At 61.0% G+C, this 18,664-nt stretch carries 9 protein-coding genes and 1 pseudogene; 8 read left to right on the plus strand and 2 right to left on the minus strand.

Going from position 1 to position 18,664, the window contains the following annotated elements; translation table 11 throughout:
* Positions 1 to 1,395, plus strand: coding sequence for an efflux transporter outer membrane subunit (locus JFV26_RS07280; RefSeq protein ID WP_201191019.1), 1,395 nt, complete (start codon positions 1 to 3; stop codon positions 1,393 to 1,395).
* A gap of 1,077 nt (positions 1,396 to 2,472) precedes the next feature.
* On the opposite strand, the gene pvdP is transcribed toward JFV26_RS07280, so the two are convergent.
* Complete coding sequence (gene pvdP, locus JFV26_RS07285) at positions 2,473 to 4,092, minus strand: pyoverdine maturation tyrosinase PvdP (RefSeq protein WP_201191021.1); 1,620 nt, start codon at positions 4,090 to 4,092, stop codon at positions 2,473 to 2,475.
* Between the two features lie 253 nt (positions 4,093 to 4,345).
* On the opposite strand from pvdP, the gene pvdM reads away from it, so the two are divergent.
* The 7 genes and pseudogenes from pvdM to JFV26_RS07320 all read left to right on the plus strand — a co-directional run bounded on the left by pvdM (position 4,346) and on the right by JFV26_RS07320 (position 15,579).
* The gene (pvdM, locus tag JFV26_RS07290) at positions 4,346 to 5,716 is read left to right on the plus strand and encodes a pyoverdine-tailoring dipeptidase-like protein PvdM (protein WP_201191029.1); all 1,371 of its coding nucleotides are present in this window, start codon (positions 4,346 to 4,348) and stop codon (positions 5,714 to 5,716) included.
* Positions 5,713 to 6,993, plus strand: a complete 1,281-nt coding sequence (gene pvdN, locus JFV26_RS07295) for a pyoverdine-tailoring periplasmic protein PvdN (RefSeq protein ID WP_201191031.1) — start codon at positions 5,713 to 5,715, stop codon at positions 6,991 to 6,993. The genes pvdM and pvdN overlap by 4 nt, the downstream gene beginning before the upstream one ends.
* 38 nt (positions 6,994 to 7,031) lie before the next feature.
* A complete protein-coding gene (gene pvdO / locus JFV26_RS07300) occupies positions 7,032 to 7,919 on the plus strand; it encodes a dihydropyoverdine dehydrogenase (RefSeq protein ID WP_201191033.1) in 888 nt (295 codons plus the stop codon).
* Positions 7,920 to 8,289: 370 nt separating this feature from the next.
* A complete protein-coding gene (locus JFV26_RS07305; RefSeq protein WP_201191035.1) occupies positions 8,290 to 9,948 on the plus strand; it encodes a cyclic peptide export ABC transporter in 1,659 nt (552 codons plus the stop codon).
* A gap of 19 nt (positions 9,949 to 9,967) precedes the next feature.
* Positions 9,968 to 14,109: pseudogene (locus JFV26_RS07310) on the plus strand (amino acid adenylation domain-containing protein).
* 484 nt (positions 14,110 to 14,593) lie between these two features.
* Positions 14,594 to 15,088, plus strand: a complete 495-nt coding sequence (locus tag JFV26_RS07315) for an antitoxin Xre/MbcA/ParS toxin-binding domain-containing protein (RefSeq protein ID WP_201191037.1) — start codon at positions 14,594 to 14,596, stop codon at positions 15,086 to 15,088.
* The gene (locus JFV26_RS07320) at positions 15,085 to 15,579 is read left to right on the plus strand and encodes an RES family NAD+ phosphorylase (protein WP_201191039.1); all 495 of its coding nucleotides are present in this window, start codon (positions 15,085 to 15,087) and stop codon (positions 15,577 to 15,579) included. Before JFV26_RS07315 ends, JFV26_RS07320 begins: the two co-directional genes overlap by 4 nt.
* Positions 15,580 to 15,671: 92 nt before the next feature.
* Here JFV26_RS07320 and JFV26_RS07325 read toward each other — a convergent pair whose 3' ends face one another.
* The gene (locus tag JFV26_RS07325) at positions 15,672 to 18,155 is read right to left on the minus strand and encodes a TonB-dependent siderophore receptor (RefSeq protein ID WP_201191041.1); all 2,484 of its coding nucleotides are present in this window, start codon (positions 18,153 to 18,155) and stop codon (positions 15,672 to 15,674) included.
* Between the last annotated feature and the right edge of the window lie 509 nt (positions 18,156 to 18,664).

An 18,664-nucleotide genomic window follows, 5' to 3' on the forward strand; every position in this document is an offset into this window, starting at 1 on the left:
ATGAAGCCGCCATTGAGTCTGTTGACCCTCTGCCTGCTGCTCGGTGCATGCGCCAGCCCTGGCCCGCTCCCGGACAGCAGCCTCGTTCCACCCGCCACCTGGCAATCCCCGCACCGCGAAAGCGCCGTGCACAGCAATGCGCAATGGTGGACCCGGTTTGGCAGCCCGTCACTGGATCGCCTGATCGAACAGGCGCGGGCCGGCAGTTTCGACCTGGCGGCGGCGGTCGCCCGAGTGCGTCAGGCCCAGGCCGGCACGGTGATTGCCGGCGGTTCGTTGCTGCCGCAGGTCTCGGCTGGAGCCAACGCCAACCGTCAGAAACTGCTGCACGGCAAGGGCTACAGCCAGCTCGATGCCGACAGCAGTAACAACGCGGTGGACTACTTCGACGCCAACCTCAGTGCCACTTACGAAATCGACTTCTGGGGCGCTAAACGCGCGTCCCGCGACAGTGCACAGTTCGGGCTGAAGGCCAGCGAGTTCGATCAAGCCACCGTGGAACTGACCTTGCTCAGCGCCGTAGCCAACCGCTATGCGCAGACCCTATCGCTGCGCGAACAAGGACGAATTGCCGAACTTAACCTGGCCAATGCCCAGAGCGTTTTGAAACGGGTGCAAACCCGCTTTGATGCAGGTTCTGCCACCGCGCTGGAACTGGCCCAACAGAAAAGCCTGGTCGCGGCGCAGCAACGGCAATTGCCGGCGGTGCAGCAACAAGCCCAGGAGGCGCTGATCAGCCTCGCGGCCCTCCTCGGACGACCGATTCAACAACTGGTGCCCATCGACGAATCCTTCGATCACTTGCAGTGGCCGGTCATTGGCACAGGCGTGCCCAGTGAATTGCTGGCCCGCCGCCCGGACATTGCCCGCGCCGAAGCGCAACTGGCCGCCGCCCAGGCCGACGTCACCGTAGCCCGCGCCGCCATGCTGCCGGCCGTGACCCTCAGCGCCAGCCTCGGCTCCGGGGCGAACAGTGCCGGCGATATCATGCGCAGCCCGTTCTACAACCTCACCGCGGGCCTGCTGGCGCCAATCTTCAACAACGGCCGCCTCGGCGCCGAACGCGACAAAGCCACGGCGCGCCAGCAAGAACTGCTGGAGATCTATCGCGGGGCCATCATCAACGGTTTGACCGACGTCGAAAAAGCCCTGAACAGCATTCGCGGGCTGGACGAACAACGCCAGTGGCAACGCGAAGAACTGAGCCAGGCGCAGACCGCGTTCAACATTGCCCAAAGCCGTTATCAGGCAGGCGCTGAAGATTTGCTAACGGTGCTGGAGACCCAGCGCACGCTGTATGCGGCGCAGGATATGAATGTGCAGCTGAAACTGGCGCGAGTGCAGGCCAGCGTGGCGTTGTACAAGGCGCTGGGTGGCGGGTGGCAAGCGATGTGATGGCGGTGAGTGTTCGGACGCCTTCGCGAGCAGGCTCGCTCCCACACTGGATCTATGGCGAACACATTATTTGTGAACGCTGAAGACCCCCTGTGGGAGCGGGTTTGCTCGCGAAGGCGGTCTGACCGTCGACTGAGAAGGTGAATGTGAAGGCCTCTTCGCGAGCAAGCCCGCTCCCACGGTTGATGTTCAGTGGCCGCAGAGTTTGCGTACGACTTAGATCCAGTATGGGAGCGGGTTTGCTCGCGAAGGCGGTCTGACCGTCGACTGAGAAGGTGAATGTGAAGGCCTCTTCGCGAACAAGCCCGCTCCCACAGTTGATGTTCAGTGGCCGCAGAGTTTGCGTACGACTTAGATCCAGTGTGGGAGCGGGCTTGCTCGCGAATGCGGTCTGACCGTCGACTGAGAAGGTGAATGTGAAGGCCTCTTCGCGAGCAAGCCCGCTCCCACAGTTGATGTTCAGTGGCCGCAGAGTTTGCGTACGACTTAGATCCAGTGTGGGAGCGGGCTTGCTCGCGAATGCGGTCTGACCGTCGACTGAGAAGGTGAATGTGAAGGCCTCTTCGCGAACAAGCCCGCTCCCACAGTTGATGTTCAGTGGCCGCAGAGTTTGCGTACGACTTAGATCCAGTGTGGGAGCGGGTTTGCTCGCGAAGGCGGTCTGACCGTCGACTGAGAAGGTGAATGTGAAGGCCTCTTCGCGAGCAAGCCCGCTCCCACGGTTGATGTTCAGTGGCCGCAGAGTTTGCGTACGACTTAGATCCAGTGTGGGAGCGGGCTTGCTCGCGAAGGTGGTCTGACCGTCGACTGAGAAGGTGAATGTGAAGGCCTCTTCGCGAACAAGCCCGCTCCCACGGTTGATGTTCAGTGGCCGCAGAGTTTGCGTACGACTTAGATCCAGTGTGGGAGCGGGTTTGCTCGCGAAGGCGGTCTGACCGTCGACTGAGAAGGTGAATGTGAAGGCCTCTTCGCGAACAAGCCCGCTCCCACAGTTGATGTTCAGTGGCCGCAGAGTTTGCGTACGACTTAGATCCAGTGTGGGAGTGAGCCTGCTCGCGATGAACGATGACGCGGTACTCAGGCCTGGCGTTCTTTGGCCTTCAAATTCCGCGCATACCACGGCCGTTTCGGCACGCGGCGGAACAGGTCGGCGAGTTTCTTTTCGTCGCTGGCAAAGGTAATGCGCAGCGCCAGCTTCATGGTTTCCGGGTCCATTTCCACTGATTTTCCGACCTGCAATCCCGGCGTGGTGCTGCAACCATGAGTCACCGGACCGAGCCACGGGTCATCGACTTCAACCCAGCGCCCAGGCGCAAACCAGTGCACACCGTTGACTTCCAGCCGGCCGACTTCACCCGGATGGAAGCGCTCATGGGCGCGAAACCAGTCTTCGACGCGGTCGTCGATCCAGCCATGAAAGTGCCAGAACACCGGGTTCACGTGGGACGAAAACGGATCGCCGAGGAAGTCGTTTTCCGGGGCAAACCAACGCGCCGCAAAGTCGTCGAGGTCACGGGCGAGTGGCACCGGTTGACCATTCGAAGGGTCACGCGGCACTGACGCCCAGCGCATGTGCAGCCAGTCGTGCAGCCCCAGCTCCACTTCGGAACCGAACTGGCCAAGGGTCAGCGTCGACAGGTATTGCGGGTCGCGGTACCGGGATTCCCAGACCTGGAAGTTGCTTTGATACGTCTCGGCGGTCTTGAGGTCGGCGACCCACTGGGTGTATTCGTCATCACCTTCGGCCAGCCAGGTCGGCGGCAGCGACGTACCGTCGTGGTTGTCGAAGTAACGGGCGAAACCGGGGCGATCACGGATAAGCTCCGGTTGTGGCAACGGAAAGTACTGCCAGGACGGCAAGTCCTGCATCGAGCGTGCAGTGCCGAGCATGTGCCGGTGCATGAAGAAGAAGTCGATCCCGGAACCGTTGCGATCCTTGCGTGCGCCTCGGGCATCGCGCTCGCTGTCCCAGGGGCCCGGCTGCCAGCCGATGCCGCGCAGGGCATCGCGCTTTTCGTCGGGCAGGGTGTGCCATTTGTCCCGGGACGCGTGCCAGAGCTGGTGAAACAACCGATGTTCCGGCGACACCAGCCAGGCCAATAACATCGGGGTCAACCCGGTGCGCTCGCGGGCTTCGGGGAAAACCCGCTTGACCGCGAGGAAGCGATTGTCCTGCATCGGCAGGGCCAACGGCCGGTCCAGGCGCAGCACCCGACCACTGAGGCTGCCAATGCCGGCATTGCCAAACGCGGCCCAGACTTCATCCAGGTCCATGTTGAATTGGTAATCGGTGGTGCCGTTGACGCCAACCAGTCGCCAGCTCAACTGCGCAGCATTGGCATCGGCCAGGTCGCCGACGATTCGATAGCGCGGCACGTCGCTGGTGCGCAAACGCTCGGCCGTGTCGAGAAACCCGGTGACACCACGGCCCTTGTGGCCAATGTCGAGAAACACTTCGAGCCCGTCCCGTGGCAAGCCGTCGAGGCCGGCATCGCGACCGTCAAAACGAATCGTCCAGACCCCACGCAAGGCATCCGCCAGGCGCTGGCCGGCGACATCTGCCACATCGAACGACGCTTCACCGGGAGTCATCGTCGGGTCCGGCTTCGTCCATTCGCGATGCCCATAAAAAGCTGCAGGCACGGCCGCGCCGGTCAGCGCCAGGCCCGCCATGAACCATCGTCGAGAAATCGTCATTGCCCTACCTGTGTCAGCCATGAAAGCAGGCTTTATCCAAGCTAGGACGTTCATCCCCGGCACAAATTTATGCTGTTCCCGAAAAGATCGCAGCCTTCGGCAGCTCCTACAAGGGTATGCGCTCCAAAGCAGGCGCTGCCGAAGGCTGCGATCTTTTCGGCGACACCTAAATTCCTCTGCCGATCACTCGTTCTTCCCAGATAGCAAAGGCCCCTGCGCCTGCACCGGGGCGGCGAACCTGACTGAGATGGCAATGACAAAACCACGTTCGAAAAAGGCTCTTTACATCGGCCTGCCGCTGGCCCTGGCGATCAGTGCCGGTGCAGGTTTTGCGGTTTGGGATCACTGGTTCAAAGACAACCCCGGTTACCCGCTCAAGGTGCTTCAGCAGGCCGATGAACTCCATGAGCGGATGCTCTCGTTTGACAGCCACATCACCGTGCCGCAGGAATTTGGCACCACCGGCAACGAAATCGACAAGGATGGCAGCGGCCAGTTCGACCTGGTCAAGGCCAATCGCGGACGCCTGTCCGGCGCAGCCCTGACAATCTTCGGCTGGCCGGAACTGTGGAACGGCCCCAACGCGCCGCACAAACCCACCGCCGGGTTCGTCGCCGAAGCGCGTAACCAGCAAGAGATCCGCTACAAGATCATCTCCGGCATGGTCCGCGACTTCCCCAATCAAGTCGCCATCGCCTACAGCCCGGCCGATTTCCGGCGCCTGCACGGCGAAGGCAAGTTCGCGATCTTCATCAGCATGCTCAATGCCTACCCGCTGGGCCACGACCTGAACCTGCTGGACCTGTGGGCCGCCCGCGGCATGCGTATGTTCGGCTTCAGTTACGTGGGCAACAACGACTGGGCCGACTCCTCGCGCCCGCTGCCGTTCTTCAATGATTCGCCGGATGCGTTGGACGGTTTGTCGGACATCGGCAAGCAAGCCGTGCAGCGCTTGAACGACCTCGGCGTGATCATCGACGTCTCGCAGATGTCGACCAAAGCCCTGGAGCAAGTCGCGCAATTGAGCCGCACACCGCTGGTGGCCTCGCACTCGGCGCCACGGGCGATGGTCGATATTCCACGCAACCTCAGCGACAAGGAATTGCAGCTGATCAAGAACAGCGGCGGCGTGGTGCAAATCGTTGGCTTCTCCCAGTACTTGCGACCGCTGAGCCAACTGACCCAGGACAAGCTCAACACCCTGCGCGCCCGCTTCGACCTGCCGCCACTGCCTAACCTCGCCTACGCCTTGATGCCGGGCGACCCGATCATCGCCGCGTGGTCCGAGCAGAAGTTCGGCGAATACGCCGGTCAGCTCTACGCGATCCTCGACGAAGAACCGAAGGCCAGCCTCAAGGACCTGGGCGACGCCATCGAATACACCGTGCGCAAGATCGGCATCGACCACGTCGGCATCAGCTCCGATTTCAACGAGGGCGGCGGCGTCAAAGGTTGGGAGAACGTCGGCGAAATCCGCAACGTCACCGCCGAGCTGCTGTCGCGCGGTTACTCCGAGGCCGACATTGCCAAACTCTGGGGCGGCAACTTCCTGCGGGTCTGGGATCAGGTGGAAAAAGCCGCCAAACCCGCCCTGATTTCAGCTCGGGATGCCAGCAAGCCATGAGTAATCGTCGAGACTTCCTCAAGCAGGCCGGGATTCTTGCGGCCGCATTGCCGCTGGGCGCGGGGCTGCAAAACGTCGCCAACGCCGCCAGCATCGCGCCGCTGCCACGGGACAAATGGGCGCAGTTGCGCCAGTTGTTCAATCAGGACCCGGACTGCCTGCACTTCTCCAATTTCCTGATCACCACCCACCCAAAACCGGTGCGTGATGCGATCGAGATGCACCGCGCCGCACTGGACAAAAATCCGGGGCTGGCGATGGATTGGGACCTGGGCGTTATCGAACAGCGCGAAGAGGACGTGCGGGTCTGGGCCGGTAAATACCTGCAAGCCGACCCGAAGCAAATCGCCCTGACCGGCAGCACCACCGAAGGCCTGGCGATGATTTACGGCGGTGTGCACGTGCGCCCCGATCAGGAAATCCTCACCACCGTCCACGAACACTACGCGACCCACACCCTCCTCGAACTGCGCACGCAACGGGATGGCACCAAGGTGCGCAAGATCACGTTGTTCAAGGACCCGCAGACCGTCACCCAGGAAGAAATCCTCGCGTCCATCGACCGCAGCATCAAACCGCAAACCCGGGTGCTCGGCATGACCTGGGTGCAATCGGGCAGCGGCGTGAAAACCCCGATCAGCGAGATCGGCGCCCTGGTGGACAAGCACAACCGTCATCGCAAAGACCAGGACCGAATCATCTACCTGGTCGACGGCGTGCACGGCTTCGGGGTCGATGACCTGGGCTTCCCGGCGATGAACTGCGACTTCTTTATTGCCGGCACCCACAAATGGATGTTCGGCCCGCGCGGCACCGGCATCGTGTGCAGCCGTAGCACCGAGGTCAAATACGTCACGCCGATCATCCCGACCTTCTCCGAAGCCGAGCATTTCTCCACCACCATGACCCCCGGCGGTTATCACGCCTTCGAACACCGCTGGGCGCTGAACGAAGCCTTCAAGTTGCACTTGCAACTGGGCAAGGCCGAGGTTCAGGGGCGCATCCATGCGCTGAACAGCTACTTGAAAAAACGCCTGCAGGCGCGGCCGCAGATCGAACTGGTCACGCCGCTGAGCCCCGAACTGTCAGCCGGTTTCACCTTCTTCCGGGTCAAGGGCAGGGACAGCGACAAAATCGCCGCCTACCTGATGGCCAACCGCGTGATTTGCGATGCCGTCGAACGCGACGTCGGGCCGGTGATCCGCACCGCACCGGGCCTGCTCAACACCGAAGCGCAAATCGACCAATTGCTCGCCGTGCTCGACAAAACCCTTTGACCCCAGACGCTGCCTTTTACCCTTTATCGAGATCAATGATGAACAGTGACCTGCGTAGTTTTTCCTTGAAGGCACGCCCGGCCCTGCTGTTGGCCGCCCTGGCTGCCAGTCTGCTGCCGGGCGCTGCCCAGGCCGCCGCTTCGGCGCAACCGGGCAAGGTGTTCAAGGACTGCAAGGACTGCCCGGAAATGGTCGTGCTGCCCACCGGCACTTTCACCATGGGCACACCGGAAGATGAAGTCGGCCGCGAACCCGATGAAGGCCCGCTACACCCGGTGACCTTCGCCAAGCCTGTGGCGATCAGCCGCTTCCAGGTGTTGAAAGGCGAATGGGACGCCTACCTCCACGACACTGGCTACGTGATGCCCGATGGCGACACCCGCCCTGGCCGTGAATGCAAGACTGGCATCCCGCGCTACGAATACACCGCCAAACACCCGGCCGTGTGCATGGACTTCCCCGAGGCCAACGCCTACGTGGCGTGGCTGTCGAAGAAAACCGGGCAGAATTATCGACTGGTCAGCGAGTCCCTTCGCGAGTACGCGGCCCGTGGCGGCACCAGCGGTCCCTTCCCCTTCCCGTTCGATGAAGGCAAGGAATACAGCATCGCCAAGCACGCCAACACCTACGGCGCGGCGGACGGCTACAACTTCACCTCGCCGGCCGGCAGCTTCCCGCCCAACGCCTTTGGCGTGTACGACATGCACGGCAACGTCTACGAATGGACCGCCGATTGCTTCAACGATGACTACGTCGGCGCCCCGAGCGACGGCAGTGCCTGGCTGACCGGTAAATGCGAGTTCCGGCGCATGCGCGGTAACGACTGGAGCGAAGCGCCGGTGTTCTCGCGCTCCGGCAACCGCAACGCCACCTCCCCGGATGACCGCGGCGACTGGCTGGGCTTTCGCGTCGCCCGGGACCTTTAAGGCTTTTAAATGTGGGAGCGGGCTTGCTCGCGAAGGGGCCGTCACGTCCACCTTCTATATTGACTGTCAGAGCGCTTTCGCGAGCAAGTCGAATCGTCGCACCGCCGCTCCCACAGGGGATCTGTGTCGTACGCAAATTCTGCGACCACAGGGGATCTAATGTGGGAGCGAGCCTGCTCGCGATGACGGACTGTCAGCCAACAGGATGCTGACTGACACGCCCACTTCGCGAGCAGGCTCACTCCCACCTCCCATCGCCATGACTTGCAAGAGACCCGTGCACGGCTAAATCGCCGCCCACGGGTTTCGTCTTTTAAGCAGCCAAACTCTTGAACCATTGCCCTCAGCGGCACTTGAAGCGGAAACCTCCATGACCTCAAATTCCCGCGGAGCCATCAGTGAAGTCCTCGGCCTGCTCAAGCCATTCCGGGTCATCGTTGTGGTGTCGATCGCGCTCGGCATGCTCGGCGGCCTCAGCATCACCGCGTTGCTGGCGACCATCAATGATGCCCTGAATGCCGACGGCAGCCCGACACCCCGGCTGCTGGCGACGTTTGTCGGCCTGTGCGTGGTGGCGTTGCTGACGTCGATCCTGTCGGACATCGGCACCAACCACGTCGGGCAGAACATCATTGCCGGGCTGCGCAAGAACCTGGGCGAAAAAGTCCTGCGCGCGCCGATTGAGCAGATCGAACGCTTTCGCAGCTATCGACTGATTCCGGTGCTGACCCACGACGTCGACACCGTCAGCGATTTCGCTTTCTCCTTTGCGCCGCTGGCCATTGCACTCACCGTCACCCTCGGTTGCCTGGGCTACCTGGCCTGGCTGTCGCTGCCGATGTTCGCCTTGCTGATGGTGGCGCTGGTGATCGGCACATTGGTTCAACTCGTTGCACGGACCAAGGGCATCCAGGGTTTCGAGGCCGCTCGCGCCGGCGAAGATGAACTGCAAAAACACTACAGCGCGATTGCCGATGGCGCCAAAGAACTGCGCATCCATCGTCCGCGCCGCCAACGCATGTTCCACCAGCGCATCGAAGCCACGGCCGACTACATCTGCAAGACGCACATCCGCGCGGTGAATACCTTCGTGGTGGCCAAGACCCTCGGTTCGATGCTGTTTTTCGTGGTGATCGGCCTGGCGCTGGTGCTGCAATCGTTCTGGCTGGGCACCGATAAAGCCGTGCTCAGCGGCTTCGTGCTGGTGCTGTTGTACATGAAAGGCCCGCTGGAATACCTGGTGACCACCCTGCCCGTAGTCAGCCGCGCCAACATCGCCTTCAAGCGCATTGCCGACCTGGCGGAACAGTTTTCCTCGCCGGAGCCGCATCTGCTGCTCAGTGACCAGGCCGCGCCGAAACCGGCGGTCGAACACCTGGAATTGCGCGACGTGCACTACGCCTTCCCGGCCGTCGACGGCAACAAGCCGTTTGCTCTCGGGCCGGTCAACCTGTCCATCAGCCAAGGCGAAATCGTCTTTATCGTCGGCGAGAACGGCGGCGGCAAGACCACGTTGATCAAGTTGCTGCTGGGGCTCTACGCGCCACAGGGCGGTGAAATCATCCTCAATGGCGCGCCGGTGGTGGCCGAAAACCGCGACGACTATCGCCAGTTGTTCACCACGATTTTTGCCGACTACTACCTGTTCGATGAACTGGTGCAGGGCGACCAGGAGATTCCCGAAGACGCCGACCGCTACCTGGAACGCCTGGAGATCGCCCACAAAGTCACGATCCGCGACGGCGCCTTCAGCACCACCGACCTGTCCACCGGCCAGCGCAAACGCCTGGCACTGTTGAACGCCTGGCTGGAAGAACGCCCGGTGCTGGTGTTCGACGAATGGGCCGCCGACCAGGACCCGGCCTTCCGCCGGATCTTCTACACCGAGCTGCTACCGGAACTCAAATACCTGGGCAAGACCCTCATCGTTATTTCCCACGACGACCGTTACTTCGATGTCGCCGACCAACTGGTGCGGATGGAAGCGGGTCGGGTCATCAGCGAAAAAGCGCCGGTCGCGACCGCCTGAGCCCTTTGCGAGAACCCTCATGAACGAACTGCTTGATGATGATCTGCTGGCGCTGCTGATGGCCGATGCCGCAGACGATGAACCCTCTACCCCGTCGCAGCGCCGGGACCGGGCGCCGCTGTCGTTTGCCCAGCAACGCCTGTGGCTGGAGCAACAACGGGCGCCGGACAGCTCGGCCTACAACTTGCCGCGCGCCTTGCACCTGACTGGCGAACTGAATGTCGATGCGTTGGAAGTGGCGCTGAATCGCGTGATTGATCGGCATGACATTCTGCGCACGGCCTTCACTGAACTTGATGGCGTGCCGACGCAGGTAGTCGAGCGTCAGGCTCGGCTGACCTTGTATCGCCGGGACCTCACGGCGCTCGACATTGACGCCCGTGCCGATGAACTGGCGCAGCGTGTCCAGAGCCAGGCCACGCAGGCGTTCGACCTGGGTCAGGCGCCACTGATTCGCGCGACGTTGCTCAAGTCCGACACCCGGGACTACGTGCTGCTGTTGAACATGCACCACATCGTTTCCGACGCCTGGTCCAACGGGATTCTGATGCAGGACCTGTCCCGCGCCTATGCCCAAGCCTGCCTCGATGATCATTCGCCGCTGCCAACGCTGACCATGCAGTACGCCGACCACGCTGATTGGCAGCGCGGTGAATACCTCGACAGCGCCGCGTGCACCCGCAGCGGCGAGTATTGGCGTGAGTACCTGGGCAGCGAACTGCCGGTGCTCGAAATGCCCCAGGACGTGGCTCGTGCAACCGGTCAGCAGCATTTGGCCGGTCGTTTTCAATGGACGCTTGAACCGGCGCTGAGCCAGGCCTTCAACGCCTTCTGCCAACGACAAGCGCTGACCCCGTTTGTGCTGGCATTGGGTGTATGGCAATTGCTACTCGGGCGCTACAGCAACCAGCACGACTTCACCGTCGGCGTGCCCAACGCTAACCGAAATCGCGGCGAAACCCAGGCGTTAGTCGGTTTTTTCGTCAGCAGTCAGGTGTACCGCGCACGCATCGATTCGACCCAATGCATTGCCGATTATCTGCAGGATCTGCGCGGGCAATCCCTGGCCGCACTGGAACATGCCGATTACCCGCTGGAACTGATGTTCGATCAACTGCAACGACCGGGCAGCCAGAGCGCCAACCCGTTGTTCCAGGTGTTGTTCAACTGGCGCACTGGCGGCGCCGAGGCACAACCCGTCGAATGGGACGGCTTGGCGCTGGCGTTTCTCGATGCTGGTGATAACCAGGCGAAATTCGACCTGTCGCTGGACATCGACTATTCGCACCAAGGCCTGACCGGAACCTTCGAATACAGCCGCGACCTCTACCGTCCGGCGACGATCGAGCGCATGGCCGGGCATTGGCAGAACCTGTTGCAAGGGATCATCCAGGCGCCCGGGCGCAGCCTCGGCGAACTGCAACTGCTGAGCCCCGACGAGCAGCAACAGACGTTGGCCGACTGGAATCGTCAGCCCACCGTGCTGCCTCGCGGTCAGTGCCTGCATCAGTTGATCGAGGCCCACACCGAGCACTGCGCTGACGCCATCGCCCTGAGTTTCGGCGAGCAACACATGAGTTACGCCGAGCTCAATCGCCAGGCCAATCGACTCGCTCATCAATTGATCGGCGAAGGTGTCGGGCCGGACGTTCTGGTCGGCATCGCCGTGGAGCGCACGCCGCACCTGATCGTCGGCCTGCTGGCGATCCTCAAGGCCGGCGGCGCCTACGTGCCGCTGGACCCGGCCTACCCCGCCGACCGCTTGGCTTACATGATCGAGGACAGTGGTGTCGCGTTGGTTTTGACCCAGGCGCACCTGCGGGAACAGCTGGCGCTGCCGGCCGACGTTCGCTGCCTGTTGCTTGAGCAATCGTCCGCCGGCCACGAGCACAACCCCGACGTCGCGGTGCATCCGGACAATCTCGCCTATGTGATTTACACCTCGGGCTCCACCGGCAAACCGAAAGGCGCGCTGCTGCCCCATCACAACGTGGTGCGGCTGCTCCAGGCCACGGCCGGTTGGTTTGATTTCAATCATCGCGACGTCTGGAGCCTGTTTCACTCCTACGCCTTCGACTTCTCGGTGTGGGAGATTTTCGGCGCGCTGCTGCACGGTGGCCGCCTGGTCATCGTGCCCCACGCGGTCAGCCGTTCGCCGCAAGAGATGTATGCGCTGCTGTGCGAGCAAAAGGTCAGCGTGCTCAACCAGACGCCGTCGGCCTTCAAGCAATTGATGCAGATCGCCTGCGAGCCGGGGCAGCCTCTGACCCAACACCTGCGCCATGTAATTTTTGGCGGCGAAGCGATTGATGTGCAGAGCCTGCGCCCGTGGCTCGAACGCTTCGGTGATCGTGCGCCGCAACTGATCAACATGTACGGCATCACCGAAACCACCGTGCACGTGACCTACCGCCCGTTGTCGTTGAACGACCTGGATTCGAACGCGGCCAGCCCGTTGGGCGTGCCGATTGTCGACCTGTCGTGGTACGTGCTCGACCCGCACCTGAACCCGGTGCCCAAGGGTTGTGTGGGTGAGTTGTACGTTGGCCGCGCCGGCCTGGCACGGGGTTACCTCAAGCGCGCCGGCCTGACCGCCACTCGCTTCATTCCCGATCCATTCGACCCGTTGCCGGGCGGGCGCCTGTATCGCACCGGCGACTTGGCCCGTTATGGCGCCAACGGCAGCATCGAGTACATGCGCCGCATCGACCATCAGGTGAAGATTCGCGGTTTCCGCATTGAACCGGGAGAGATCCAGGCCCGTCTGCAAAGCCTGCCGGCGGTGCAGGACTGTGTAGTGCTGACCCACCAAGGCCTGAGTGGCCTGCAACTGGTCGGCTACGTAATCGCCAGCCAGGCGGCCAACACCGAGCTGCGCGATCACCTGCTGGCCGCGCTCAAGTTGCAGTTGCCGGACTACATGGTCCCGGCTCATTTGCTGTTCATCGAGCACTTCCCGCTCAACGCCAACGGCAAGCTGGATCGCAAAGCCTTGCCCGAACCGGACGCCAGCCTGTGGCAGCAGACCTATGTCGCGCCGAGCAATCATCTGGAAGAAGCCCTGGCCGAGCTGTGGCAGCGAACCCTGGGACTGGAAAGGGTCGGCGTCACTGACAACTTCTTTGAGCTGGGTGGGCATTCGATTCTGGCGATTCAGTTCATTTCCACCCTCAAGTCACAGCTCAACATCGAACTGCGCCTGCAAGAAATGCTGGCCCAACCGAGCATTGGCGAGTTGGCGGCGCTTATCTCGCGCAAGCACCGGGAACAGACCCGGTGCGTGGTCGAACTCAACGGCGCACCGGCCGCTGTACCCACACTGTTCTGCATGCACCCGAGCGGCGGCATCGTGTTTTGCTATCAACCACTGGCAAAAAACTCAAGGCCCGAGCCGGCGTCAGCGGCGTCATGCACCGAGGGTTCGGCAAGCAGCACAACGACCGGCAAACCTGGGACGAGATGATTGACGACTACAGTCGCGAAATCATCAAGGCCCAACCTCAGGGGCCTTACCACTTGATGGGCTGGTCGCTGGGCGGCGCAATTGCGCTGGACGTCACCGCGACCCTTGAAGGGCTGGGGCACGAAGTGAACTTCCTCGGTCTGGTCGACAGCACCCTCCCGGAACACGTGTACCCGGAGGACATGCCGCGTTATCGACAACTCAATCCCCACAAAACCAGCGATGAAGCATCGGCAGAACTCCTCGACGCCATTCAATACTTCGACTTGTTGTTTCCCCTGCTCACGGAGCGCACGGCGGCTTACCTGAAAGACGCGCCACACAGTTCGGCCAAGGACTTCTATGACTGGGCCACCGACCAGGTCGCACCGGGCCAGGGCGATTTGTTGGCCATCGTGCAAAACGTCAAAAACGAAATCATGAACGCCCAGGCGTTCTCGGTGCACGACCGACTGCTGGAAGCGTTTGCGGCGTTTACGTTCAAACCGGTCAACGTCAAGCCGAGTTGCTGGTGGGCGCTGCCGGAAAAAACCAAACAGGAACTGGCGTTCGGCGAAGCCCTGATCAAGGGCTACAGCCGCTCGGGCGAATTGAACTGTTCGGTTTACTCGCCGCTGCTGCACCGCAGCATGATCTTCGAAGATGAAATGATCGACTCGTTGATCGAGACCTTCCTGGCCAGCACCCTCCTGCGCTGACCGGCCTCGTATGATTGCAACCCGCCGTACGTCTATGGCGGGTTGCCCGTCGCTACAAAACCTCGATATCAGTTGGCCGGAACGAGGTTATCCAGCACTCGATTCACCGCTAACGCCCCGAATGCCGATCAGTTAAGAAGATCTCAAGGTGACACATGCTTTGTGTAGCAGCTGGCGAAGCCTGCGTTCGACTGCGAAGCGGTCGTAAAATCTGAGCACGCGGTCTTTCTGACACACCGCGTCGTCTGGATTGACGACTGCTTCGCAGTCGAACGCAGGCTTCGCCAGCTGCTACAGATCGCGTTTGGCTTAACTAATCGGCAGTGGCCAACGCCCTCGTCTTTAAATACGCGCGATTAAATCGCGTGAATTCATATCAAAGATTTCAGGAGTTTTCTGACAGCACTCAAGGAAAAGTCCACTTGCCCAACCCGCGACATTTGGCGCTACTATTGTGCCAAGTGTCGTATTGGAGGACATCGGTATGTCCGCAGCGAATCAGCTAGAAGAAAGAGCCGCTAAATACACGGGAACGAGCACCAAGAAGGTCAGCCGTAAGCCGACTGAAGTGCTGTTACATGGCCGCAGTGGTGATACGCGAATGCTGATCATCCGGTACACGCAGGAGGGCTTTGACCTGAGCGATGTCCGGGACATGCTTTCCACCTCCGCGCTGTACATGGAACACGATCTTGTTCAGCGCATCACCGGCAAGTCCCTCAGGACTGTCCAACGCTTGGTGAAAGAAACCAAACCGGTGCGCCTGAACCAGCAGCAGAGCACGGTTGCCTTTCAGTATGCGCAAACGCTGGAGCACGCCACCAACGTGTTTGGCAATCAACAGTTGGCTGAGGACTGGCTGAAGAAACCCTGCAAATACCTGGACGATCATGTCCCGCTGGAGTTGATCGATAACTCGCTGGGCTTCCAGGTGGTAGAGGAATATCTGACCCGGATAGAACATGGGGTCTATCAATGAATCCTTTGCCCTGGGACGGGAAGTGGCACGCTTGGCGCCTTGACCGCGAGGTCTACAAGCACACCTGGGACAGTGGCATTGGTGCACAGAGATCCGGTGGTCGATGGAATCCTCCCGGCCGCCGGGTCATTTACGCCTCGGCCGACCCCTCGACAGCCATTCTGGAAGTCGCAGTCCATACAGGCTTCGATACCCTTGATCGGGTGCCTCACGTACTCACGTGCTTCGAAGTGCTTGACCCGAACATCATCAAGATTGTTCAGCCCGAAGATGTACCGAACCCGAACTGGCTGGTCCCGTCCCTGCCCTCGCCCAATCAGCAACAGTTTGCTGACGGGATGCTGGCCGAGCATCCTTTCGTGCTGATCCCCTCTGCAGTAACCCGCCATTCGTGGAATTTGCTGGTGAGTTGCGACTTGGCGGCGAACCAATTCAAACTCGTCTCGCAGGAGCGCTTTGGACTGGATACGCGGCTGGTCAGGCAGACGTGACGGCGCGTGGTGCGCCTGAAATTTTCTTCAGGCCATAAAAACCCCGACCCGCAATCTGCGGGTCGGGCTCTTTACAACCGGCACAGTACTTATCAGAACTGCGGTTTGTACGTCACGCTGAACATCATGTTGCGCGGGTCGCCGTAGTAGTTGTTGGCGCCGATCTGGCTGTAGGACGGGATGAAGTACTTCTTGTCGAAGATGTTGTTGAAGTTCACCGCCAGGTTCACTTCGTCGCTCAGGTCGTAGCCGACGCGGGAGGCCCAAATGGCGAAGCCCGGCTGGTTGAAGTTGCGGTCGAAACTGATGGTGCTGGTCTGGGCGTTGACGCCGCCACCCACGCTGACTTTGTGGAAGTCACCCGGCAAGCGGTAGTCGGCCCACAGGCGCGCCATGTGTTTCGGGGTCCAGGTGCTGAAGACTTTGCCTTTGAGGTCGGTGTCTTCCAGGAACTTGGTGGTGTTGTAGGTGTAGCTGCCAGACAGTTGCAAGCCTGGCGCCACTTCACCGCTGACTTCAGCTTCGAAGCCCTGGCTGCGGACCTTGCCCGATGCCTTGGAGCAGTACCAGCCGCCGCAGGCTTCGCTGCTTTCGATGTCGGTGCTCAGGTCGGTGACCGCGCGGTTCTTCTGCTCGGCGCGGAAAATCGCGAACGAGGTGTTGAGCTGGCCGTCCATCAACTCGCCTTTGAGGCCGAGTTCATAGTTGTGGCCTTCGATCGGCTTGAGTACTGCGTGCTGCTTGTCCATGTCCGTTTGCGGGATGTAGACGTCGGCGTAACTGCCGTAGACCGACCATTGTTCGTCCAGCGCATACACCAGGCCGGCGTAGGGTGTGATCTTGCCGTTATGCCGGGTGGTGCTGTTGACCGCGGCGGTCGGGTCCACTACGCGGGCAAAGGCGTTTTCGGCATCGTACTCGTATTGATACCAGGTCGACCGTGCGCCCAGTGTCAGGGTCAGCGGGTCGGCCAGTTTGACCCGCCAGGTGCCGTAGAGGCCTTTCTGGCGCACGTCATAGGTACTGGTCGTCAGGTTGGCGACGTCGGCAATCGAGTTGAAGCTTTGTTGCGGTCGATGGTGGTCGATCTCGTCGATATCGACGCCCGGCGTAAAGGCACGCGCGTATTGGTCGTCGGAGGTGTACTTCGAATAGTTGGCGCCGAACATCACGCTTTGCTTGAACGACAGGGCTTCGAAGTCGCCATTGACGTAGACGTCAAAACCACGGTTCTTGTTGTAGAAGTCGGTGGAGTAATCGGCGTACTGGGGGCCGGTGGACGTGCCCGGCGTGACGGGTCCGGTGATGAACTGGTAGGTCGATTCGTTCGACTCGTTCATGGCCAGGGCAGTGGCCTTGATTTTCCAGCTGTCGTTGAAGTGATGCTCCAGGTCCAGGTAAACGGAGGTCTGGTTATTGAAACCACGGTTCCAGCTCGCGCCGCCGTAGGCAGAACGCCCCAGGTTCAGCACGGTGCCGTCAGCGTAGCGTGGCAGGCCGATCAGGTAAGGCGTGGAATGGCTGGTCTTGTTGCTGAAGCCGACGCCGAGCACGGTGTCCGGGCTCAAGTCGAAATCGAGGGCGCCATAGACGGTCTGTTCCCAGTTCGACACGTAGTCGGTGAACGATTTACCGGTTTCGTAGTTGACCACCGCACGACCGCGGATAGTGCCTTCATCGTTCAACGGACCGCCCACATCGGCCTGCGACGCGTAACGATCCCAGCTACCGGCCTTGGCGCTCAGGGTCACGGTCGGCACGTCTTGCGGACGCTTGCGCACCATGTTGATCGCGCCGCCAGGGCTGTTCGCGCCTTGCAGCAGGGCCGACGAACCACGGAGGATTTCCATGCGGTCGTAGATCGCCATGTTTTCGGTGATGTAGCTGCCCAGCGAATACATGTTGCGCGGCACGGGCACGCCGTCGTACTGCAATGACTCGATATCAAAACCGCGGGCGTAGATGAACATGCCCGGCCCCGGGGTCTTGACCGAACTCATGCCCGGCGTGGCTTCCAGCGCCTGGGTCAGGGTGGTGATGTTCTGGTCATCCATGCGCTTGCGGGTCAGGACGCTGACCGATTGCGGGATGTCCTTGAGTTTCTGCTCACCTTTGCCAATGGTCACGGCCCCGGTGGTGTAGGAGTGGGTGCCTTCGGTGGTGGTACCCAACTGTTGTGCGTTGATGGTCGTGGCGCCCAGTTCCAGACCCTCGGTCGAACTGCCGCGCACCAACATCAGCGTGTTGCCTTCAAAGCTGTAGCGCACGCCCGTGCCTTTGAGCAGTTGGGTGATCGCCGCTTCGCGGCTCAACTTGCCGCTGACACGGGTGCTGCGCAGGCCGGCCATGTCGTCGGCGCTGTAGATCACCTGTTGATTGGTCTGCGCGCCAAACGCCTGCAGGGCCTGAGGCAACGGCTGGGCCGCAATATTGAGGGTGAATTCTTCAGCGCACACCTGCACGCTGAGCGGCAGCAGGCACGCCATGCCCAAACCGGCCAGCGAGCGACGCGAGCGCAGGGTTCGGGCAATGACCAAGGCCTTGAACAGAGGTTTCAACTCATGAATTGCTGACATCGTGCTCTCTATTATTGGTTGAAGTGGATAAGACCAATGGGCCACCGAGTGCCCTGACGCTGCCTGGACCTGTGAACCGTTTCGCTCCCGCAAAAGTCGGTGATCGGCCCCTCCCGGGCTCGATCGTGGGTCCGGGCAGCGGTAAAAATGCTTCTACAACCAGGAAAAACCGAACCCAGTGGCTACCCTGCCCGGCTCTATTTGCCTGCTTACATTAGTAAGACGCAGCACCGGAGCAAAACCGGAATGAGTTTATTTATCATTAACGCGAAATCTCAAAAAAAAAGGCCGACGCGGTGGGCGTCGGCCTAATGCCTATCAGTGAAGCCGACACTCGATCTGTAGCAGTTGGCGAAGCCTGCGTTCGGCTGCGTAGCAGTCGTGAAATCAGGCTGCGCGGTGCTCCAGAAAGACCGCATGTTCAGGGTTTACGACTGCTGCGCAGCCGAACGCAGGCTTCGCCAGCTGCTACAAAAGAGCGCATTTCGCCCGATATTTTCTTACCTGAT

The sequence above is a fragment of the Pseudomonas sp. TH31 genome (assembly GCF_016650815.1).
Classification (GTDB): Bacteria; Pseudomonadota; Gammaproteobacteria; order Pseudomonadales; family Pseudomonadaceae; genus Aquipseudomonas.

Bases quoted from the DNA above. Each gene is read 5' to 3' on its own strand.
- JFV26_RS07280 (WP_201191019.1), top strand. From the start codon at position 1: ATGAAGCCGCCATTGAGTCTGTTGACCCTCTGCCTGCTGCTCGGTGCA.
- pvdP (WP_201191021.1), bottom strand. From the start codon at position 4,092: ATGACGATTTCTCGACGATGGTTCATGGCGGGCCTGGCGCTGACCGGC.
- pvdM (WP_201191029.1), top strand. From the start codon at position 4,346: ATGACAAAACCACGTTCGAAAAAGGCTCTTTACATCGGCCTGCCGCTG.
- pvdN (WP_201191031.1), top strand. From the start codon at position 5,713: ATGAGTAATCGTCGAGACTTCCTCAAGCAGGCCGGGATTCTTGCGGCC.
- pvdO (WP_201191033.1), top strand. From the start codon at position 7,032: ATGAACAGTGACCTGCGTAGTTTTTCCTTGAAGGCACGCCCGGCCCTG.
- JFV26_RS07305 (WP_201191035.1), top strand. From the start codon at position 8,290: ATGACCTCAAATTCCCGCGGAGCCATCAGTGAAGTCCTCGGCCTGCTC.
- JFV26_RS07315 (WP_201191037.1), top strand. From the start codon at position 14,594: ATGTCCGCAGCGAATCAGCTAGAAGAAAGAGCCGCTAAATACACGGGA.
- JFV26_RS07320 (WP_201191039.1), top strand. From the start codon at position 15,085: ATGAATCCTTTGCCCTGGGACGGGAAGTGGCACGCTTGGCGCCTTGAC.
- JFV26_RS07325 (WP_201191041.1), bottom strand. From the start codon at position 18,155: ATGTCAGCAATTCATGAGTTGAAACCTCTGTTCAAGGCCTTGGTCATT.